This is a genomic window from Streptomyces sp. NPDC007808 (assembly GCF_042868655.1).
GTDB lineage: Bacteria > Actinomycetota > Actinomycetes > Streptomycetales > Streptomycetaceae > Streptomyces.
In genome coordinates this window covers 337,830-357,742 of record NZ_JBIAEQ010000006.1, presented here as the reverse complement: position 1 = coordinate 357,742, position 19,913 = coordinate 337,830, and the positions used below count along the sequence as shown (strand labels likewise).

Annotated in this window: 17 protein-coding genes; 10 read left to right on the top strand and 7 right to left on the bottom strand. The window is 71.7% G+C overall.

Annotation, left to right across the window (positions count from 1 at the left end):
* Positions 1-366: 366 nt before the first annotated feature.
* The 6 genes from ACFYNL_RS23980 to ACFYNL_RS23955 all read left to right on the top strand — a co-directional run bounded on the left by ACFYNL_RS23980 (position 367) and on the right by ACFYNL_RS23955 (position 8,229).
* A complete protein-coding gene (locus ACFYNL_RS23980) occupies positions 367-1,161 on the top strand; it encodes an MIP/aquaporin family protein (RefSeq protein WP_388806815.1) in 795 nt (264 codons plus the stop codon).
* Positions 1,162-1,258: 97 nt separating this feature from the next.
* Positions 1,259-2,800, top strand: coding sequence for a glycerol kinase GlpK (glpK, locus tag ACFYNL_RS23975; protein ID WP_388806813.1), 1,542 nt, complete (start codon positions 1,259-1,261; stop codon positions 2,798-2,800).
* Between the two features lie 46 nt (positions 2,801-2,846).
* Complete coding sequence (locus ACFYNL_RS23970; RefSeq protein WP_388806811.1) at positions 2,847-4,463, top strand: FAD-dependent oxidoreductase; 1,617 nt, start codon at positions 2,847-2,849, stop codon at positions 4,461-4,463.
* 538 nt (positions 4,464-5,001) lie between these two features.
* Complete coding sequence (locus ACFYNL_RS23965) at positions 5,002-6,315, top strand: amidohydrolase (protein WP_388806809.1); 1,314 nt, start codon at positions 5,002-5,004, stop codon at positions 6,313-6,315.
* A gap of 68 nt (positions 6,316-6,383) precedes the next feature.
* Positions 6,384-7,055 (top strand): FadR/GntR family transcriptional regulator, encoded by a 672-nt coding sequence (locus ACFYNL_RS23960; protein WP_388806807.1) that lies wholly within the window; start codon positions 6,384-6,386, stop codon positions 7,053-7,055.
* A gap of 193 nt (positions 7,056-7,248) precedes the next feature.
* A complete protein-coding gene (locus ACFYNL_RS23955) occupies positions 7,249-8,229 on the top strand; it encodes a PAC2 family protein (RefSeq protein ID WP_388806806.1) in 981 nt (326 codons plus the stop codon).
* A 373-nt stretch (positions 8,230-8,602) separates the two neighbouring features.
* Here the strand turns inward: ACFYNL_RS23955 and mshC are convergent, their stop codons facing one another.
* The 4 genes from mshC to ACFYNL_RS23935 all read right to left on the bottom strand — a co-directional run bounded on the left by mshC (position 8,603) and on the right by ACFYNL_RS23935 (position 12,135).
* Complete coding sequence (gene mshC / locus ACFYNL_RS23950) at positions 8,603-9,832, bottom strand: cysteine--1-D-myo-inosityl 2-amino-2-deoxy-alpha-D-glucopyranoside ligase (RefSeq protein ID WP_388806804.1); 1,230 nt, start codon at positions 9,830-9,832, stop codon at positions 8,603-8,605.
* A gap of 137 nt (positions 9,833-9,969) precedes the next feature.
* On the bottom strand, positions 9,970-10,788 hold the full coding sequence (locus tag ACFYNL_RS23945; RefSeq protein ID WP_388806803.1) for an SCO1664 family protein: 819 nt from the start codon (positions 10,786-10,788) through the stop codon (positions 9,970-9,972).
* On the bottom strand, positions 10,752-11,342 hold the full coding sequence (locus ACFYNL_RS23940; RefSeq protein ID WP_388806801.1) for a DUF3090 domain-containing protein: 591 nt from the start codon (positions 11,340-11,342) through the stop codon (positions 10,752-10,754). Before ACFYNL_RS23940 ends, ACFYNL_RS23945 begins: the two co-directional genes overlap by 37 nt.
* A gap of 106 nt (positions 11,343-11,448) precedes the next feature.
* The gene (locus ACFYNL_RS23935) at positions 11,449-12,135 is read right to left on the bottom strand and encodes a histidine phosphatase family protein (RefSeq protein WP_388806799.1); all 687 of its coding nucleotides are present in this window, start codon (positions 12,133-12,135) and stop codon (positions 11,449-11,451) included.
* A gap of 62 nt (positions 12,136-12,197) precedes the next feature.
* On the opposite strand from ACFYNL_RS23935, the gene corA reads away from it, so the two are divergent.
* Positions 12,198-13,196, top strand: coding sequence for a magnesium/cobalt transporter CorA (corA, locus tag ACFYNL_RS23930; RefSeq protein WP_388806797.1), 999 nt, complete (start codon positions 12,198-12,200; stop codon positions 13,194-13,196).
* A gap of 16 nt (positions 13,197-13,212) precedes the next feature.
* Here the strand turns inward: corA and ACFYNL_RS23925 are convergent, their stop codons facing one another.
* Both ACFYNL_RS23925 and ACFYNL_RS23920 read right to left on the bottom strand, forming a co-directional pair.
* Complete coding sequence (locus ACFYNL_RS23925) at positions 13,213-14,001, bottom strand: ferritin-like domain-containing protein (RefSeq protein WP_388806795.1); 789 nt, start codon at positions 13,999-14,001, stop codon at positions 13,213-13,215.
* 266 nt (positions 14,002-14,267) lie between these two features.
* Positions 14,268-15,323 (bottom strand): LLM class F420-dependent oxidoreductase, encoded by a 1,056-nt coding sequence (locus ACFYNL_RS23920; RefSeq protein WP_388806793.1) that lies wholly within the window; start codon positions 15,321-15,323, stop codon positions 14,268-14,270.
* Positions 15,324-15,510: 187 nt separating this feature from the next.
* On the opposite strand from ACFYNL_RS23920, the gene ACFYNL_RS23915 reads away from it, so the two are divergent.
* Together ACFYNL_RS23915 and ACFYNL_RS23910 are read left to right on the top strand one after the other, a co-directional pair.
* Positions 15,511-16,494, top strand: coding sequence for an aldo/keto reductase (locus tag ACFYNL_RS23915; RefSeq protein WP_388806792.1), 984 nt, complete (start codon positions 15,511-15,513; stop codon positions 16,492-16,494).
* Complete coding sequence (locus ACFYNL_RS23910) at positions 16,491-18,788, top strand: helix-hairpin-helix domain-containing protein (protein WP_388806791.1); 2,298 nt, start codon at positions 16,491-16,493, stop codon at positions 18,786-18,788. Before ACFYNL_RS23915 ends, ACFYNL_RS23910 begins: the two co-directional genes overlap by 4 nt.
* A gap of 111 nt (positions 18,789-18,899) precedes the next feature.
* Here the strand turns inward: ACFYNL_RS23910 and ACFYNL_RS23905 are convergent, their stop codons facing one another.
* Positions 18,900-19,586 (bottom strand): hypothetical protein, encoded by a 687-nt coding sequence (locus ACFYNL_RS23905; protein WP_388806789.1) that lies wholly within the window; start codon positions 19,584-19,586, stop codon positions 18,900-18,902.
* 47 nt (positions 19,587-19,633) lie between these two features.
* Between ACFYNL_RS23905 and ACFYNL_RS23900 the strand changes: the two genes are divergently transcribed.
* Complete coding sequence (locus tag ACFYNL_RS23900; protein WP_388806787.1) at positions 19,634-19,822, top strand: DUF5703 family protein; 189 nt, start codon at positions 19,634-19,636, stop codon at positions 19,820-19,822.
* Positions 19,823-19,913 lie beyond the last annotated feature (91 nt).

Here is a 19,913-nt window from a genome sequence, read left to right as displayed (position 1 = left end):
CGCCCGCACGAGACGTTTCCCAGGGCTCGCACCAGACACTTCCGCGGGCCCGCACGGCAGGAGAACGGCCGCCGGGGCGTCGTACGACGTCCCGGTCTTCGCCATGAGCCGGGCTCGATGTCGCCAAGTCGATAAAGCAACACAACCGACAACGATCGCGCATTCAACGACAGAGCTCTTGACGCGCAGCTCACACCGGGACAAGACTCCCGTCCATCGGTCGGCATTGTCGAACACCTAACGGCAATACGCGCTAGAGTGTGACAACGCCAGAGGCCGCCACCGCTCTCACCCCCGAGGGCAACGCGAACCACCGGAGGGACCCGGGGTTCGGCTTCCCCTGGACGAAGGACAAAGGAGTCGCGGGTGTCCAGCTCCGACATCTTCATCGGCGAGACCATCGGTACCGCCATACTCATCCTGCTCGGCGGCGGCGTCTGCGCCGCTGTCACGCTGAAGGCCTCCAAGGCCCGCAACGCCGGCTGGCTCGCCATCACCTTCGGGTGGGGCTTCGCAGTGCTCACGGCGGTCTACACCTCGGCGCCGCTGTCCGGCGCCCACCTGAACCCGGCCGTGACGGTCGCCCTCGCGATCAAGGACAACGACTGGAGCAACGTTCCGACGTACGTCGCCGGACAGCTCCTGGGCGCGATGATCGGCGCGGCTCTGGTCTGGGTGGCCTACTACGGCCAGTTCCACGCGCACCTCACCGACAAGGAGATCGTCGGCGGTCCGGGTGCGCAGGCCACGGCGGCCAAGGCCGTCGAGGCCCAGGAGAAGGGCGCCGGCCCGGTCCTGGGCGTGTTCTCCACCGGTCCGGAGATCCGGAACGTGGTGCAGAACCTCCTCACGGAGATCATCGGCACCGTCGTGCTGGTGCTCGCCATCCTCACGCAGGGCCTCAACAACAACGGCGACGGTCTCGGCCCGCTGGGCGCGCTGATCGTGGCACTCGTCGTCGTCTCGATCGGGCTGTCCCTCGGCGGCCCGACCGGCTACGCGATCAACCCGGCCCGTGACCTCGGTCCGAGAATCGTGCACGCCCTGCTGCCCCTGCCCAACAAGGGCGGCTCCGACTGGGGCTACGCCTGGATCCCGGTGGTCGGTCCGCTCATCGGCGCCGCGATCGCCGCAGGCATCTACAACGTGGCTTTCGCCTAAGAGAACCGAGCTTCACCCGTTCGAGTGATAAGCACCGAAACTCTCAGCGCACGCCGTACGTAAAGCCCCATAACCACGGACTTTCCAGGAGCAGACAGTGACCGACGCGCACACCGCCGGCCCCTTCATCGCAGCCATCGACCAGGGCACGACCTCCAGCCGCTGCATCGTCTTCGACCGCGACGGACGCATCGTCTCCGTCGACCAGAAGGAGCACGAGCAGATCTTCCCGAAGCCGGGCTGGGTCGAGCACAACGCCACCGAGATCTGGACCAACGTCCAGGAAGTCGTCGCCGGAGCCATCGAGAAGGCCGGCATCACCCGCGACGACATCAAGGCCATCGGCATCACCAACCAGCGCGAGACCACCGTGCTGTGGGACAAGAACACCGGTGAGCCCGTTTACAACGCCATCGTCTGGCAGGACACCCGCACCGACGCGCTCTGCCGGGAGCTCGGCCGCAATGTCGGCCAGGACCGCTTCCGCCGTGAGACCGGTCTTCCCCTGGCCTCCTACTTCGCCGGTCCCAAGGCCCGCTGGCTGCTGGACAACGTCGAGGGCCTCAAGGAGCGCGCCGAGGCCGGCGACATCCTCTTCGGCACCATGGACACCTGGGTCATCTGGAACCTGACCGGTGGTGTCGACGGCGGCAAGCACGTCACGGACGTCACGAACGCCTCCCGCACCATGCTGATGAACCTCCACACCACGGAGTGGGACGAGAAGATCGCCGAGTCGATCGGCGTGCCGCTGCAGATCCTGCCCGAGATCCGTTCCTCCGCCGAGGTCTACGGCGAGATCAAGGGCGGCAAGCTGGGCGACCTGCTCGGCGGCATCCCGGTCGCCTCCGCGCTCGGTGACCAGCAGGCGGCCCTGTTCGGCCAGACCTGCTTCGCCGAGGGCGAGACCAAGTCGACGTACGGCACCGGCACCTTCATGGTGATGAACACCGGTGACAAGATCATCAACTCGTACGCCGGCCTGCTCACCACCGTCGGGTACAAGATCGGCGACCAGGACACGGTCTACGCCCTGGAGGGCTCGATCGCCGTCACCGGCTCGCTGGTGCAGTGGATGCGCGACCAGATGGGCCTGATCTCCACCGCGGCCGAGATCGAGACGCTCGCGCTCTCGGTCGAGGACAACGGCGGCGCCTACTTCGTGCCGGCCTTCTCCGGCCTGTTCGCCCCGCACTGGCGCTCCGACGCCCGCGGTGTGATCGCCGGTCTGACCCGGTACGTCACCAAGGCGCACCTCGCGCGTGCCGTCCTGGAGGCCACCGCCTGGCAGACCCGGGAGATCGCCGACGCCATGGTCAAGGACTCCGGCGTCGAGCTGGTCACCCTCAAGGTCGACGGCGGCATGACCGCGAACAACCTGCTGATGCAGACGCTCTCGGACGTCCTGGACGCGCCGGTGGTGCGCCCGATGGTCGCCGAGACCACCTGCCTCGGCGCCGCCTACGCCGCCGGTCTCGCCGTCGGCTTCTGGAACAGCACCGACGACCTGCGCGCCAACTGGCGCCGGGCCGCCGAGTGGACCCCCCGCATGGACGCGGAGACCCGCGACCGTGAGTACAAGAACTGGCTCAAGGCCGTCGAGCGGACCATGGGCTGGCTCGAGGACGACGAGAACTGACGACCGCCGCCAGCTCTCGAACTCTGATGAGGAGTAAGAACCCGAAATGACCAGTCAGACCACCCTGCAGTCCGTGCCTGCCCTCGGTACGCGCCCGGCCTCCGGCTCCAACCCGAGCCGCGCCGAGACCCGGGAGCAGCTCGCCAAGGCGTCGTACGACCTTCTCGTGATCGGCGGCGGCATCCTGGGCATCTCCACCGCCTGGCACGCCGCGCAGTCCGGCCTCAGGGTGGCTCTGGTCGACGCCGGCGACTTCGCCGGCGCCACCTCCTCCGCCTCCTCCAAGCTGCTCCACGGCGGTCTGCGCTACCTGCAGACCGGTGCGGTGAAGCTGGTGGCGGAGAACCACTTCGAGCGCCGTGCGGTCTCCCGTCAGGTGGCCCCCCACCTGGCGAACCCGCTCACGTTCTACCTCCCCGTGTACAAGGGCGGGCCGCACGGCGCCGCGAAGCTCGGAGCGGGCGTCTTCGCCTACTCCGCGCTCTCCGCGTTCGGTGACGGCGTCGGCCACCTCCTGTCCCCCGCCAAGGCGGCCCAGGACGTGCCCGAGCTGCGCACCGAGAACCTCAAGGCCGTGGCCGTGTACGGCGACGACCAGATGAACGACGCGCGCATGGCGCTGATGACGGTCCGCGCGGCCGTCGAGGCGGGCGCGGTCGTGCTCAACCACGCCGAGGTCACCGGCCTGCGCTTCACCAAGGGCCGGGTGACCGGCGCGGAGCTGAAGGATCGCCTGTCCGGTGACGAGTTCGGGGTGAGCGCCCGCCTCGTGCTGAACGCGACCGGCCCGTGGGTGGACCACCTGCGCAAGATGGAGGACCCGAATGCCGCCCCGTCGATCCGTCTGTCGAAGGGCGCGCATCTGGTCCTGAAGCGGACCGCGCCCTGGAAGGCGGCGCTCGCGACCCCGATCGACAAGTACCGCATCACGTTCGCCCTGCCCTGGGAGGACATGCTGCTGCTGGGCACCACGGACGAGGAGTTCGAGGGCGACCCGGCGGACGTCGGGGTCAACGACAAGGACATAGCCCAGATCCTGGACGAGGCCGCGTTCTCGATCCGGGACCAGCAGCTGGACCGGGACCTGATCACGTACGCCTTCGCGGGTCTGCGGGTGCTGCCGGGCGGCCCCGGTGACACGGCGAAGGCCAAGCGCGAGACGGTCGTGACCGAGGGCAGGGGCGGCATGCTGTCCGTGGCGGGCGGCAAGTGGACCACCTTCCGGCATATCGGCCGCACCATCATGAAGAAGCTGGAGGCGTTGCCGGGCGCCCCGCTGGGCGACGACTTCGAGCCGATCGCCTCGCTGCCGAAGAAGCTGCCGCTGCCGGGCATCGCCAACCCGCGTGCGGTCGCCCACCGGCTGCTGACCGACCGTCCGGCGCCGGGTCCGCGCATGGCGGCCGACACGGCGAGGCACCTGGCGACCCACTACGGCTCGCTGGCCTTCGACATCGCCCGCCTCGCCAACGAGAACCCGGAGCTGGGCGAGCGCGTCCACCCGGACGCCCCGGAGATCTGGGCCCAGGTCGTCTACGCCCGGGACAACGAGTGGGCCGAGACTCCGGACGACGTGCTGCGCCGCCGTACGACGCTGACGATCCGGGGTCTTGCGACGGACGACGTCCGGGCGAAGGTCAAGGATCTGCTCGACAAGAAGTGAGCCTCGAAAGGCGCTCAGGAGGTTTTCGCCGGATGAGCCTCCGACAGCGCCGGGTCCGGCCACTCCCCTGACCGACCGGACCTCACGAGGGCGGCCCCTTCCGCACCGGGGCCGGCCACCACCGGAAGGGGCGGCTCCACGCCGATGGGAGCCGCCCCTTTCGCATGGGCGGGGTGGATGGCAGCCGCTCCGTCGCCCCGGTCTCGCGCGGGGCGGACCCGCTCAGGCGTTCCCCGCCGGCCCACGGGGCGATCGCGGACCTGCTCGGCACGGCTCGGCGGTCGTCGCCCTCGACACGTCGATCCCGCAGCGGGGAGCGTCCCGCTGCGTGCCGCACCGACCCTCGTCGTGCCTCCGCGGCGAGGCCGCTCCGGACGGCGGCACCTCCCCTGGCACCGACGGCCGGGACAGCCGGGGCCATCCCGCACCCGGACCCGCCGAACTCGCCACCTCGCCGAACTCGCTGAACTCGCCGAACTCGCCTACAAGTGGGGCCGCGACCGGACAGCGGGTACAACCCGCATCGGGAGAGCGGCACATGAGACGGGGGCGAGGCGTGCGCGTCGATCTGCTGGTCCACGGTGGTGACGTCCTGACGGTCGACGACGCCGGAACCGTCGTACGGGAAGGGGCCGTTGCCGTCCACGAGGGGGAGATCGTCGCCGTCGGTCCCGCCGATGGGCTGAGGCAGCGGTTCAGGGCGCGGGAGTTGGTGGACGCCGCGGGCTGCCTCGTCCTCCCGGGCCTGGTCAACACCCACACCCACCTCGCGATGACCCTGCTGCGCGGCCGTGCGGACGACGTCACCCTCCAGGAGTTCCTCGTACGGGTGCTGCGGTGGGAGGCAGAGCTGCTGTCCCCCAAGAACGTGGCGGCGGCCGTACGGCTGGCGGTCGCCGAGAGCATACGGGCCGGGGTGACCTCGGCACTGGACATGTACTGGTTCCACGAGGCGGCCGAGCGGGCCGCCCGAGCGGCGGGCTGGCGGCTGCTGACCGGCCCCTGTTTCATGGACGTGCCCGAGCCGCCGGACGGACGCGTGTACCGGGACCGGATGGAGTGGGCCCGTCGGGACCTGGAGGCACGCGGCCCGGCGCACCGCGGCCGCCGCCCCGTCGTCCTCGCGCACTCCACGTACACCCTCTCCCCCGCCCAGCTCACCGAGATCGCCTGCCTGGCACGGGAGTTCGAGGCGCTGCTGCACCTGCACGCCGCCGAGAACGCCACCGAGGTCGCGACCGTCGAGGCGCGGTACGGCAGGCGCCCGGTGGAACTGCTCGACGCCCTCGGGCTGCTCGGGCCGGATCTGCTCATCGCCCACGCCGTGGAGCTGACAGGACCGGAGATCGCGGCACTGGCCCGTACGGGCACCTCCGTCGCCCACTGCCCGGTGTCGAACCTGAAGCTGGGCTGCGGCATCGCGCCGGTGCCACAGCTGCTGGCCGCGGGAGTGACCGTCGGGCTCGGCACCGACGGCGCCGTCAGCTCCAACTCCCTGGACGTGCTGGGGGCGGTGCGCCAGGCCGCGCTGGTGCACAAGGCGGGCGGCGACCCCACCGCGGTCGGTGCCGAGCGGGCCGTACGCATGGCGACGATCGAGGGCGCGCGGGCCCTGGGGCTCGGGGAGCACCTGGGCTCGCTGGAGGCCGGCAAGCGGGCCGACCTGATCGTGCTCGACCTGGGCGGACCGCATCTGCGGCCGCTGCACGACGCGTGGTCCACGCTGGTGTACGCGGCGCACTCGGCGGACGTACGGGACACCGTCGTCGACGGACGGGTGCTGATGCGGGACAGGGCGCTGACGACGCTGGACGAGAAGGCGGTGATCGCCGACCTGGAGGCACTCGTCTGAACAGGCCCCATAATGTGCCGGAGACATCGGACGTCTCGAACGACATCCCGAACGGCAGGGAGGCGGCCATGGCAGTCACCGACGAGGCCATCGAGAAGATCAAGGGCATGATCGTCTCCGGCAAGCTGCGCCCCGGCGACCGGCTCCCCAAGGAGAGCGAACTGGCGGCCGAGCTCGGCCTGTCCCGCAACTCCCTGCGGGAAGCGGTTCGGGCCCTGTCGCTGATCCGGATCCTGGACGTACGACAGGGCGACGGGACGTATGTGACCAGCCTGGATCCGCAACTGTTGCTGGAGGCGCTGAGCTTCGTCGTCGACTTCCACCGGGACGACACCGTCCTGGAGTTCCTCGCGGTGCGCCGCATCCTGGAGCCGGCCGCCACGGCGATGGCCGCGTCCCGGATCAGCGAGCAGCAACTGGCCGCCTTGTCGAAGCAGTTGGACAGACTCGGCGACGCCCCCTCGGTGGAGGAGCTCGTCGCCGGTGACCTGGAGTTCCATCGGGGCATCGTGCTCAGTTCCGGCAACTCGGTGCTGTGCTCGCTCCTCGACGGGCTCTCCGGGCCGACGACGCGGGCGCGGATCTGGCGGGGGCTGACCCAGGAGGACGCGGTCAGCCGGACCCTGCACGAGCACCGGGCGATCCTGGCCGCGCTGCGGGACCGGGACGCGGAGGCGGCGCGGTCGTGGGCGACGGTGCACATCGCGAGCGTGGAGCAGTGGCTCCGCTCGACGCTGTGACCGACCGCTGACCGACCGCCCTGATCACCCCCTGTGCGGACCTCGAAGACAGCTCGGATGACCAGGGGGTGTTCCAGGCCGTTGAACGGGGCAGTGATCCGTTCACCACCCCTTGCAAGGGGGCTGCGGGCGCCCCCGCCACACGCCGTAAAGTTGGGACGTCAAGCGAGGGCACGTCGGAAGGAGGCGCTGGGTGATCGAGCTCGAGGGGGTTCCCGAGCTGATCGACCCGGTCATGGTGGCCGCGTTCGAGGGCTGGAACGATGCCGGCGACGCCGCCTCCACCGCGGTCGCGCATCTGGAGAGGGAGTGGAAGGGCGAGGTGTTCGCGGCGCTGGACGCCGAGGACTACTACGACTTCCAGGTGAACCGCCCCACGGTGTGGATGGACGCCGGCGTCAGGAAGATCACTTGGCCGACGACAAGGTTGTCCGTCGTCCGTGTCGGCGGTGAGAAACCGCGTGATCTCGTTCTCGTCCGAGGCATCGAACCGTCCATGCGGTGGCGTTCGTTCTGCAACGAACTCCTGGGCTTCGCGCACGAACTGGGCGTGGAGCTGGTGGTCATCCTGGGTGCCCTGCTCGGCGACACCCCGCACACGCGTCCGGTCCCGATCAGCGGCACCACGTCCGACCCGGACCTGGCCCGCCGCATGGACCTGGAGGAGACCAAGTACGAGGGCCCGACGGGCATCGTCGGCGTCCTGCAGGAGGCGTGCACGCACGCGGGCGTACCGGCGGTGTCGCTGTGGGCGGCCGTACCGCACTACGTCTCGCAGCCGCCCAACCCGAAGGCGACGCTGGCCCTGCTCAACCGCCTGGAGGACCTGATCGACGTGCGCATCCCGCTGGGCGAGCTGCCCGAGGACGCGCGCGCCTGGCAGGTCGGCGTGGACCAGCTGGCCGCCGAGGACAGCGAGGTCGCCGAGTACGTGCAGACACTGGAGGAGGCCCGGGACACCGCGGAGCTGCCGGAGGCGTCGGGTGAGGCGATCGCCCGCGAGTTCGAGCGGTACCTGCGGCGCCGGGACGGCGGCCCCGGCGGCGGGCACGCCACGGCGGACGGCGGGGAGTCCCCGGGGCCGTTCCTGCGGGACAACCCGGGCGGCCGTACGAAGCCGCCCAAGCCGCCGAAGGCGGGCGGCACGGACGACGACGAGTCGTCGGAGGACTGAGGGTGGGGGCGGTGCGCGGCCTGCGCACCGCCCCCACTCGTCACGCCGGCACGGGCACCACGTCGTACGTCATCGTCGGCGTCGGCGTCGGCGTCGGGGTGGCATCGCGTTCCGACCGGATCGATCGAGCGCGTTGCCCGATGCGACTCGGCGGAAGCCGACTCGGCGGAAGCCCACTTGGGGAAGCCCACTTGACGCAACAGCCCTGGCCGGGCCGGCCCCCTAGTGCCTGCCTGTACCTCCGAAAACGCGCCGCACCAAGCGGACTTGGTACCCGCCGGGGCATCACGTCGGTGGCCGACGCCCACCGCGACGCGCGCGGGGCGCCTCCTCCCGCGGGGGAGGAAGCGCCCCTCTTCCGTGGCCTCGGCGCCTAGAGCGCCACGCCCAGCAGTGCGTCCACGGCGCGTGAGACGACGCCCGGGGCGCCCGTGTCCGTGCCGCCCTGCTCGTTCTGCACCGTGACCCACCGGTCGACCGCGGCGAGCGCGGCCGGGGCGTCCAGGTCGTTGGCGAGGGCGTCGCGGATCTCCTCCACGAGCGCCTCGGCGGACGGCCCGTCGGGCCGGGACACCGCGGCCCGCCAGCGGCCGAGGCGGTCGACGGCGTCCTGGAGCACCTGGTCGGTCCACTCCCAGTCGGCCCGGTAGTGGTGGGCGAGCAGGGCGAGCCGGATGGCGGCGGGGTCGACGCCGTCGCGGCGCAGCTGGGAGACGAAGACGAGGTTGCCCTTGGACTTCGACATCTTCTCGCCGTGCAGCGCGACCATGCCCGCGTGCACGTACGCCTTGGCCATGGGGAACTGGCCGGTCAGCACCTGGGCGTGGCTGGCGCCCATCTCGTGGTGCGGGAAGGCGAGGTCGGAGCCGCCGCCCTGGACGTCGAAGCCCATCCCGAGGTGGTCGAGGGCGATGGCGACGCACTCGATGTGCCAGCCGGGCCGGCCGCGCCCGAGCGAACCGCCGTCCCAGCTGGGCTCGCCCTCACGGGCGGCCATCCACAGCATCGGGTCGAGCGGGTTCTTCTTGCCGGGCCGGTCGGGGTCGCCGCCGCGCTCGGCGGACAGCAGCCGCATGGCGGCGGCGTCGAGGTTCGAGACCTTGCCGAAGTGCGGGTCGGACTCGACGGAGAAGTAGACGTCCCCTTCGAGTTCGTAGGCGGCGCCGGCGTCCCGCAGGCGCTCGACGAGCGGGACGATCCCGGGTATCGCCTCGACGGCACCGATGTACTGCCGCGGAGGCAGCATGCGCAGCGCGGTCATGTCCTCACGGAAGAGAGCGGTCTCCTTCTCGGCGAGGGCGACCCAGTCGATGTTGTCCCGCTGGGCGCGTTCCAGGAGCGGATCGTCCACGTCGGTGACGTTCTGGACGTAGTGAACCTGCCGCTTGGTGTCGAGCCACACGCGCTGCACGAGGTCGAACGCGTTGTAGGTCGCCGCGTGACCCAGGTGGGTCGCGTCGTACGGGGTGATGCCGCAGACGTAGATACGGGCGACGGGACCGGGGTCGAGGGTGACCGGACCGCCGGTCGCGGTGTCGTGGATCCTCAGGTCGCGGCCCTGACCGGGCAGGGCGGGGACCTCAGAAGCGGGCCAGGCATACATGTCATGAGCCTAACCGGACTGATGTTCCGGATACGAACCGGACCAGGCCGAATGGCCGGTAAGCCGTGCTTGTGCTTCACCGGGTGTTGTGCTGCGCGACATCCGCCCGCGGGGCGGGCGGGACTGTGCGGACGCCCCTAGACCGGAGGCCAGGGAATGGCCGGCCACTCCCCGCCCGGTTCCGGATGCCGGCCGGAGGCGAGCAGCGCCTCGACACGCGCGCGCGTGGCCTCCACCTCCGCGTCGGTGATCAGCCCGGCCAGCCGTACGGCCAGCGCGCCGCCCTCCTTCAGCCCCTCCCGGAGGGCGCCGAGGACCTCGACGGCCTCCGCCGTGAGCGGCTCCCCCGCCCAGCCCCACAGCAGTGTGCGGAGCTTGTTCTCGGCGTTGAAGGTGACGCCGTGGTCGATGCCGTAGAGCCGGCCGCCCTCGGTGGGCAGGAGGTGCCCGCCCTTGCGGTCGGCGTTGTTGATCACGGCGTCGAGGACCGAGAGCCGCCGCAGCCGCTCGTCGTCGGCGTGCACCAGCAGCGCGGTCTTCCCCTCGCCCACCTCGGCGAAGCCGATCGCCTTCCAGCCGGGCCCGGGTTCCTCGTCGTCCACCAGGGCGAGCAGCTCGGCCTCGGCGGTCACGTCGATCCACAGCTGGACCATGCCCTCGCCGTACGGCCCGTCCCGCAGCACGGTCGGCGGTACGAGCCCCCAGCCGGTCGCCTCGGAGACCTCGTACGCGGCGACCTCGCGCTGCGCGAGCGTGCCGTCGGGGAAGTCCCACAGCGGCCGCTCACCGGCGACCGGCTTGTACACGCAGGACGCCTCCTGCCCCTGGTACGCGACCGTGCAGAACAGCGCCGCGTTGGACGCCTCACGGATGCGGCCGCGCACGATCAGCTCACCCTCGGTGAGCAGGTCCACCGAGGTCACGCTCCGCGGCGGTATCCGTTCTGGCGCGGACATACGTGTCCTTCCGGGTCGAGGGGGAGGCTGCACAGCGGGCACGGCGGCCGGCCGGCGTTGACGACGTCGAGGGCGCGCTTGGCGAAGGCCCGCGCCTGCGCTCCGGTGAGCCGGACCCGCAGCATCGGGGGCCCGTTCTCCTCGTCCTGGAGGAGCCGCTCCTCGGCCTCGGCGAGGTCCTCCTCGGACTCGGCGTCGAGCTCCACGAGGGCCTGTGCCTCGACGATCATGCGCTGCTCCTCGCCGTCCCAGGCGAGGGCCATGGTGCCGACGCGGAACTCCTCCTCGACAGGGGTGTCGAGCGGGTCGGTGTCGGCGATCTCGGTGGGCGCCACGGCGGGCACGGCGGCGCTGCCGCCACTGCGCCGTACGACCTCGTCGAGCAGTTCGTCCATGCGCTCGGCGAGGGCGGCGACCTGGGTCTTCTCCAGGGCCACGCTGGTCACCCGGGAGCCTGCGGTGGCCTGGAGGAAGAACGTACGGCGTCCGGGCAGCCCGACCGTACCGGCCACGAAGCGGTCCGGGGGGTCGTAGAGGAACACCTGACGGGACACGTCCTGTCTCCATTGGATTCGTGGGTACGGCGACATCTGGGTACGGCGGCGGCGAATTCGTGCGTGCGGCGCTGCTTCGACCGCTTCACCCTACTGCGCCGGACGATCACGGTGCGCCCGCGCCGCCTCCGACCGTCGCGTCAGCGGCCGGGGGATCCTCGCGCGGGGCGAGGGAGGCGAAGTCACCGGTGTCCCCGAGGCGTACGAGGAACGGCCTCAGACGGGTGTAGCGGATCGCGGTGATGGAACACGGTTCAACGGAGATCCTTTGGAAGAGGTCGAGATGAAGACCGAGTGCGTCCGCGACGAGGGACTTGATGATGTCGCCGTGCGAGCACATCAGATACACGGCGTCGGCGCCGTGATCGCGCTCCACACGCGCGTTCCACTCCCGTACGGCCTCGGCGGCGCGGGTCTGCATCGCTCGCATCGACTCCCCGCCGGGGAACGCGGCCGCCGACGGGTGGGCCTGGACGACCTCCATCAGCGGCTCGTCCGCCAGCTCGGCGAGCTTGCGGCCGGACCAGTCGCCGTAGTGGCACTCCCCGATCCGCTCGTCGGTGTGGGCGGTGAGTCCGGGGCGGGCGTCGAGCAGCGGCCGGATCGTCTCCTGGCAGCGCTGCAACGGGCTCGCGACGACCTCGGAGATCGGCAGCTCGGCGAGCCGTGCGGGCAGTGCGGCGGCCTGCGCGGCCCCGCGCTCGTCGAGAGCGACGCCGGGTGTCCACCCGGCGAGCAGTCCCTCGGTGTTGGCGGTGGAACGTCCGTGCCGGACCAGGATCAGCGTGGGCATGCCGCCCAGCGTAGGCGTACCGCGGGCTGTGCCCGCGGCGGAAGGACGGGAGAATACGCTTCGTGATCGTCGACTGCGCCATCTATAGGGACGGGCGCCGGACGGAGGGACCGCAGGACCTCTCCGATGCCCTGGATCAGTGTCGTGTGCGGGACGACGCCTTCGTCTGGATCGGCCTGTACGAGCCCACGGAGAAGGAGTTCGACCGGGTCACCGAGGAGTTCGGGCTGCATCCGCTGGCCGTCGAGGACGCCCTGAAGGCCCATCAGCGGCCCAAGTTGGAGGTCTACGACGACTCGCTGTTCGTGGTGCTCAAGCCTGTCGGGTACGAGCCGAAGAGCGACGAGGTCTCCTCCGGCGAGGTCATGGTCTTCATAGGCGACTCCTTCGTGGTGACCGTGCGGCACGGCGAGGAGGCGCCTTTGGGGACGGTGCGCCACCGCCTGGAGCACGAGCCCGAGATGCTGCGGCACGGTCCCACGGCCGTGCTGTACACCGTCGCGGACGCGGTGGTCGACCACTACCTGGAGGTCGCCGCAGAACTGGGCACGGACCTGGAGGAGCTGGAGGCGGAGGTGTTCTCGCCGACCGTCGGCGGTTCCAGGAACACGGCGTCGCGCATCTACAACTTCAAGCGGCAGGTCCTGGAGTTCCGCCGGGCGACGGTCCCGCTGGCCCAGCCCCTGGCCCGGCTCGCCGGCACGGGCATGATCAGCGCGCGCGTGCCCTTCGTGCACGACGAGGCGCAGCCCTTCTTCCGGGACGTGAGCGACCACCTCACGCGCGTCAACGAGGTGGTGGAGGGCCTGGACCGGCTGGTCTCGGACGTTCTGTCGGCGCATCTGGCGCAGATGAGCGTGCGGCAGAACGACGACATGCGGAAGATCTCCGCGTGGGCGGCCATGGCCGCGGTCCCCACGATGCTCGCGGGCGTCTACGGCATGAACTTCGAGCACATGCCGGAGCTGAGCTGGCGGTGGTCGTACCCGGCACTGCTCGCGGTCATGGCCGTCCTGGAGGTGCTGCTGTACCGGCTGTTCAAGCGCCGGGGCTGGCTGTAGGGCTGTCGGCCGGGCGTCAGGCGAACTCGGGGGCCGAGGCGGCCGGGCCGCCCAGCGCGTCCCGTCGCTCGGGCATCTTCAGGCTCACCATGCGCCGCCAGCCCGCGATCCGCTCCCAGGCGTACACGGCGTGGATGCCCGCGGCGAGCAGGGCGGCCTTCGGCCGGGACCAGCCGAGGAGGCGGCCCATGTGGTCCATGACGGCGAGGCTGACGTCACGATAGATCCGGATCTCGGCGAGCGCGCACTCGCGCAGGGTCCGCTGGATGGCCCGGCCGTGCCCCTGGGCCGCGAAGCGCAAGAGTTCCTCGTGGCAGTAGGCGAGGTGGTTGTCCTCGTCGGCCGAGATCATCCTGACCGCGCGTCCGAGGTCGGGGTGGTCGGCGAAGTGCCTGCGCAGCAGTTCCATCTGCTCGGAGGCCCGCTGTTCGGTGACCCTGCTGTGCGAGAGGTAGGTGACGATGTCCTGGACGGTGAGCGGTTCGTCGCCCTTGAGCTTGTCGTGGGCGAGCCCGATGCCGTGTTTCTCCAGCAGCATCGTGTAGTCGGTCTCGGGCGGGACGGCGACGGGTTCGAGCCCGCGCTTCTTCAACAGGGCGTTGAAGATCCGCCCGTGCTTGTCCTCGTCCGCCCCGTGCCGGGTGATCTTGGGTGCGAGGCCGCGTGCGCTCTCCGGGACGAGCGCGGCGATGCGCGCGTTCTCCCAGCCGCCCTGGGACTCGCCGCTGGCCGCGATGGAGCAGAACAGGCGGAAGGACTCGTCTTCGTCGAGGATCTCCTGGAACAGACTCTTGGCCGAAAGCATCGTGTGGGCACCTCTCTGCCGACGCAGGATTCCGCGGGCTCCGCAGGGTTCCGCAAAGAACGAGTCAAATGCGGCGAGATGGGTGCTGCAACAGTTGTGTCCGACAACTCCGCCGAACGAATGACCCTCGGGGTACGCAGGGGGCGTAACCGCGTGGGCACGCGCGCGTTGTTCTGCGTGACGGCCGTGGCGGGGAAGACCCCCGAGCCCCCACCACGGCCGCAGAAACCTCCGCCGGTGGTACGTCGTACCCGACGCGGTCCGTGTCAGGCGAGCCCGGCGCGCTCCAGGGCCTCGGTGCCGGCGCGGAGCGAGGCGAGCCGCTCGTCGAGCGTGAAGCCGGCCGGCGCCAGGCTGAGAGTGGTGACGCCGGCCGCCGCGTACTCCTTCATCCGGTCCGCGATGCGGTCCACGGAACCGAGCAGGGTGGTCTGGTCGATCAGCTCGTGCGGGACGGCGGCCGCGGCGCCCTGCTTGTCGCCCGACAGGTACTTCTCCTGGACCTCGGCGGCAGCGGCCCCGAAGCCCATGCGCTGGGCGAGCTGGTTGTAGAAGTTCTGCTTGGCGCTGCCCATGCCGCCGACGTAGAGCGCGGTGTAGGGACGGAAGGTGTCGGCGAGCGTGGCCACGTCCTTGTCCTCGCCGACGGCCAGCGGGAGCGTCGGGCAGACGTCGAACCCGTCGAGGGTCTTGCCGGCCTTCTCACGGCCCGCGCGCAGGTGGCGGATCGTGGTCTCCTCCAGGTGCGCGGCGGAGGGGAAGATCACCAGGGCGCCGTCGGCGATCTCGCCGGTCTGCTCCAGGTTCTTCGGGCCGATGGCGGCGATGTACAGCGGGATGTGCTCGCGCTGCGGGTGCACGGTCAGCTTGATCGGCTTGCCGGGGCCACCGGGCAGCGGCAGCGTCCAGTGCTGTCCCTCGTAGGACAGACGCTCACGCGTCATCGCCTTCCGTACGATCTCGACGTACTCACGCGTGCGCGCCAGGGGCTTGTCGAACTTGACGCCGTACCAGCCCTCGGAGACCTGCGGGCCGGAGACACCGAGGCCGAGGCGGAAGCGGCCACCGGAGAGCGAGTCCAGGGTCGCGGCCGTCATCGCGGTCATCGCCGGCTGGCGGGCCGGGATCTGGAAGATGGCGGAGCCGACGTCGATGCGCTCGGTCTGGGCGGCGACCCAGGAGAGCACGGTGGCCGCGTCCGAGCCGTACGCCTCGGCGGCCCAGCACACGGCGTATCCCAGCCGGTCGGCCTCCTGCGCGACGGCGAGATTGTCCGCGTCCATTCCGGCGCCCCAGTAGCCGAGGTTGATCCCGAGCTGCATGGCGGATTCCCCTTACCGATCAGTAACGTCCCTTGTGGGGCCGACCTTAGCGCGGGGCGCCGTCCGCGGGGAGGCCGATGTGGCGGGCGTCGCCCCGCAGACCCCTCCGCATCCGCGGTCACCGTCCCGGAAACTGCTCGTCCACAGGCCCCCACATGGCAGGTTCTGGCCAGTAATCTCGGCGTTCATGGAGCAGAGGCATCTCGGACGCACCGGCCTGCGCGTGTCCCGTATCGGTCTGGGCACCCTCACCTGGGGCAGGGACACCGACGAGCACGACGCCGCGGACCTCTTGAAGACGTTCTGGGAGGCGGGCGGCACGCTCGTCGACACGGCCGACGTGTACGGCGACGGGGAGGCCGAGTACCTGCTCGGCCGGCTCATAGAAGGGCTGGTGCCGCGCCGGGACCTGGTGATCTCGACGAAGGCGGGCAGCGTGCCCGACCCGGATCGCCGCTTCGACGGCTCGCGCGGCCATCTGCTCTCCGCGCTGGACGCCTCGCTCGCCCGGCTCGGAACGGACCACGTGGACGTCTGGCACATCCACGCCTACGACCCGTCCACTCCGCTGGAGGAGACCCTGCACGCCCTGGACCTGGCGGTCAGCAGCGGGCGCGCCCGCTACGCCGGCGTCTCCAACTTCTGCGGCTGGCAGCTGGCCAAGGCGGCGACCTGGCAGCTCGCGGCACCGGGCGTGCGGACCCGGCTGGCGAGCACGCAGCTGGAGTACTCGCTGCTGCAGCGCGGCGTGGAGCGCGAGGTGCTGCCGGCCGCGCTGGACCTGGGCGTCGGGCTGCTGCCGTCCTCACCGCTGGGCCGCGGTGTCCTCACCGGCAAGTACCGCAGCGCCACGCCCCCGGACTCACGGGGTGCGTCGGAGCATCTGGCCCCCTTCGTCGCCCCGTACCTCGACGACACCGCCGGCCGCATCGTGGACGCCGTGCAGACGGCCGCCGACGGGCTGGCCGTGACCCCGTTGCAGGTCGCCCTCGCCTGGGTCCGCGACCGGCCCGGTGTGACGGCGCCCGTCATCGGGCCGCGCAACTCACAGCAGCTCACGGCGGCGTTGTCAGTGGAGGACCTTAGTCTTCCTGACGAGATCTGCCGGGCGCTGGACGACGTGTCTGCGCCCGTGCACCGCTATCCCGATCACGACTGGAGCACGCTGTGAGCACGGAGCCGCCCGAGACCGCGGAGAACGCCGAGCCGGGGACGCCGGGCGCCGGGGGTGCCGGGGAGGCCCGGGACGCCGCCGGCGGAGCGGACACCGCGCCCGCGGTGGCCGGGGGCGGCGGTGCCGAGGAACCGACGGCCGAGGAGGCGGCGGCCGACGCGGACGGGACCGCACCCGAGGGGTCGGCGGACGGGGGCGGCGAGAGCGCGGACACCGCGGCCGACCCGGGCACCGGCGACGGCGACACCGCGGCCCGGATGTCCGAGGCCGAGGCCGAACTCGCCGCTCAGCGGCTTGAGCGGGAGCGGATCGAGCGGCGCAAGGCCGAGAAGCACGGCCCCCTGAAGAGCGGGGCCAAGCTGAGCGGGAAGGCCGCCGAACTGCTGGCCGCCGTACGGGCCGTGGAGAGCGGCGCGCAGCCGGCGGCCACCGTCTTCGAGGCACCGGAGCCGCCGCGCCGCCCCGCCCCGGAGCCGGTACGGCGGCCGGAGCCCGTGCCGGCCGAGACGGCCGCGGCCCCCGCGCCGCAGACCGTCGAGTCCGTTCGGCGCGCGCTGGCCGACGGCGGCGCCCCGGAGGCGCTCGCCCCGCGGGTGGCCGCGGCCCTCGGTGACGGCGCGGCCGACCAGCTGCGGGCCGATCCCTGGCAGTTGCTGCGGGTCGGCGGTGTACGGCCGGAGCAGGCCGACGGGTTCGCGCGGGCGCTGCTCGGCGCGGAGAGCGGACCGGACGACGAGCGGCGCGGCCGGGCGGTGACCGTCTGGTTGCTGGAGCAGGCGGCGCTGGCCGGGCACACGGCCCTGGAGCTGCCGACGCTGACGGCGGCCCTGACCCAGCGGGGTGTGCCGGACGCCGACGCGGCCGTGCAGAACACCCTCGCCGAGGGCGAGGCACTGGCCTTCCAGGACGCCCTGGAGGAGCCCGGCGCGCCCGCTCGCGGTGACGGCGACACGGAGGAGGACGAGGAGCGGCCCGTCCGTGTCCTGGTCGGCCTGGAGAGGTACGCCCTCGCGGAGGAGAGCCTCGCCGACGGGCTGGCCCGACTGATCAACTCGGCGCCGAAGCAGGACGGTTCGGCCGAGGAGTGGGAGCGGGCCGCGGCGGCCGGGGGTTCCGCGGCCGACCTGATCCGCGCGGTCTCGGCACACGGCCTGGTCCTGCACACCGGCGGCGAGGCGTCCTTGGCCGAACCGGTGGCACTGCTGCACGCGGCCGGCGCGCTGGGCCTGCGGGCCTGGGCGGCCACCTGCTCCCCGCTCGGCCGGGACCGCTTCGCGGCGCTGTGTGCCGGGCTCGACGGCGGGCCGGACGACCCCGGGCGGACGGGATCCGCGGCCGACGTCGCCACCGTGGCCGGGCTCCTCTGCGGTGCGCAAGGGCCCGGGCGGGACGCGGACGGGGCGTTGGACCTGGATCTGCTCGTCGTGCTGGACGCGCCGCAGCTCGATGTCGAGGCGGCGGCGCTGCTCACGGAGTCGTTGCCGGACGGGGCCCGGCTGGTGCTGGCCGGGGATCCGGCGGTGCTCTGGTCGGCCGGGCCCGGGCGGGTGTTCGCGGATCTGCTGGCGGCGCGGGTCTGCCCGCAGATCGCCTCACGGCGGCCCGATCCCGGCCCGCTGGGCGAGCTGGTGTCCGGCATCGGCATCGGTGAGCTGACCCAGGTCGAGGCACCCGGCAAGGAACTCGTGATCGTGCCGGTACGGGACGCGGGCGAGGCCGTGCACCGAACGGTGCAGCTCGTGGTGGACTCGGTGCCGCGCGCGATCGGCGTCCCGGCCGGGGAGACCCAGGTGATCACGCCGGGTCACGGCGGCGCCGCCGGCACCCGGGCCCTCAACGCCGCGCTCAAGGAACGCCTCAATCCCGGCCCCGGCCGCTTCGGAGGCTTCGACCCCGGTGACCGCGTCGCCTACTCCCCGGCGCCCGGCCGTACCCTGCCGGGCCGGGTGGTGAAGGCGGACGCCGAGGGTCTGCACCTGTCCTGCACCGGCGAGACCGTGGTCGTACCGAGGGAACGGGTGGAGCAGTCCGTACGGCACGGCTGGGCCCTGACCGCGCACCAGGCCGTGGGCGGCCGCTGGCCGGCGGTGGTCGTGGTGCTGCCGGGCGACGCGGCCCAGGCTCTCAGCCGCCCCTGGGTCTACACCGCGTTCGGCCGGGCGCAGCGGCATCTGTCCGTGGTGCACGGCGTCGAGCAGGCCCTGCCCCGAGCGGTGGCCGAGGTGCCGGCCAAGCCGCGTACGACCCGCCTCCCCGTCCTGCTCAGGCCGCAGGTACCGGCGACGGACTGACCCGACCGTGCCGCCGCTCGGCGTGGAGCGTCGGCGTGGACGGCCACACGACGACGGCGGTGGTCGCGGAGAGCATCCGTGACCACCGCCGTCGCACGGCCGCGCCTCGCGTCAGCGATCCGCGTCCAGTGGTTCGAGGTCGTCCTCGTCCAGCTCCGTGTCGAGTTCGTCCTCCAGATCGTCGTCGACGTCGTCCGGATCGTCGTCGAACACCGTGCTGACGTCGAAGCGGCAGACCACCTGCTGCGGGTCGACCCCCTCGAAGGGCGTCTCCAGCCACTCCCCCGGCTCGGCCGACTCGTCCGCGGCCATCACCCACAGCGTGGAGTCGCCCTCATCCAGTCCGAACTCCTTGTGCCGGGAAGCGATCTCGTCCGGTTCGAACTCGCCGAACAGGATGCTCAGCGCCCCGTGGACCGTGCCCGAGGCCTCCGCCCCCTCGTCGTCGTCCGCCGCCTCGACCCGCTGGGCCTGCGCCATCAGCCGCTGCGGCTCCACCACGGCGTAGTCGCGGCGGATCAGCACGCTCAGCGCGTTCGGTTCCTCGGGGCCGGTGTACGGCGGCAGCGCGTCGTCCGCCCCGGGGATCTCGAAGGGCGTGACCTCGTCGTAGCGGTCGTAGAGCAGCTCGTCGTAGGTCTCGGCGGCCGCGGCCAGCTGGTTGAAAGCCTCGTAGACGGCCGGGTCGTCCTCACCCGACCGGCGTTCGACCGCGGCCAGGTGGCGGTCGAGCGCGGTCTTGACCGCCTCGGCGGCGGCGCGTACCTCGGCAGCGGTGGGCTGCACAGCATCAGACATAGTGCAGACGCTATCCGTACCGGGCCCCAGCCCGCACAATAGATGCGATGCCGGAATACGAATTTGTCGACGTGTACGTACCTCGCGGGGTCTCCCGCAAGGACGCCGCACGCCTGCTGACGGACCATGCCGAGTACGGACACTGGGAGTTGGACCGCCTGAGCCTGCTGCGCGACGGAAGCCGCAAGGTGCGGCTGCGCCGCCGGATCATCCGGCAGGTACGGGCCACATGGTGAGTGAGGCAGCACAGCAGCACATGTGAGAACGCAGCGGGCCCCGCGTCGGCGGGGCCCGCTGCGTTCGGGCCCGACGGCCGTCCTTACGGCC

Coding starts and splice junctions, on each gene's coding strand:
- ACFYNL_RS23935 (WP_388806799.1), bottom strand. CDS start 12,135: ATGCCCACGCTGATCCTGGTCCGGCACGGACGTTCCACCGCCAACACC.
- ACFYNL_RS23915 (WP_388806792.1), top strand. CDS start 15,511: ATGGAGCAGAGGCATCTCGGACGCACCGGCCTGCGCGTGTCCCGTATC.
- ACFYNL_RS23945 (WP_388806803.1), bottom strand. CDS start 10,788: ATGTCCGCGCCAGAACGGATACCGCCGCGGAGCGTGACCTCGGTGGAC.
- ACFYNL_RS23925 (WP_388806795.1), bottom strand. CDS start 14,001: ATGCTTTCGGCCAAGAGTCTGTTCCAGGAGATCCTCGACGAAGACGAG.
- ACFYNL_RS23920 (WP_388806793.1), bottom strand. CDS start 15,323: ATGCAGCTCGGGATCAACCTCGGCTACTGGGGCGCCGGAATGGACGCG.
- ACFYNL_RS23960 (WP_388806807.1), top strand. CDS start 6,384: ATGGCAGTCACCGACGAGGCCATCGAGAAGATCAAGGGCATGATCGTC.
- ACFYNL_RS23965 (WP_388806809.1), top strand. CDS start 5,002: ATGAGACGGGGGCGAGGCGTGCGCGTCGATCTGCTGGTCCACGGTGGT.
- ACFYNL_RS23970 (WP_388806811.1), top strand. CDS start 2,847: ATGACCAGTCAGACCACCCTGCAGTCCGTGCCTGCCCTCGGTACGCGC.
- ACFYNL_RS23905 (WP_388806789.1), bottom strand. CDS start 19,586: ATGTCTGATGCTGTGCAGCCCACCGCTGCCGAGGTACGCGCCGCCGCC.
- ACFYNL_RS23900 (WP_388806787.1), top strand. CDS start 19,634: ATGCCGGAATACGAATTTGTCGACGTGTACGTACCTCGCGGGGTCTCC.
- mshC (WP_388806804.1), bottom strand. CDS start 9,832: ATGTATGCCTGGCCCGCTTCTGAGGTCCCCGCCCTGCCCGGTCAGGGC.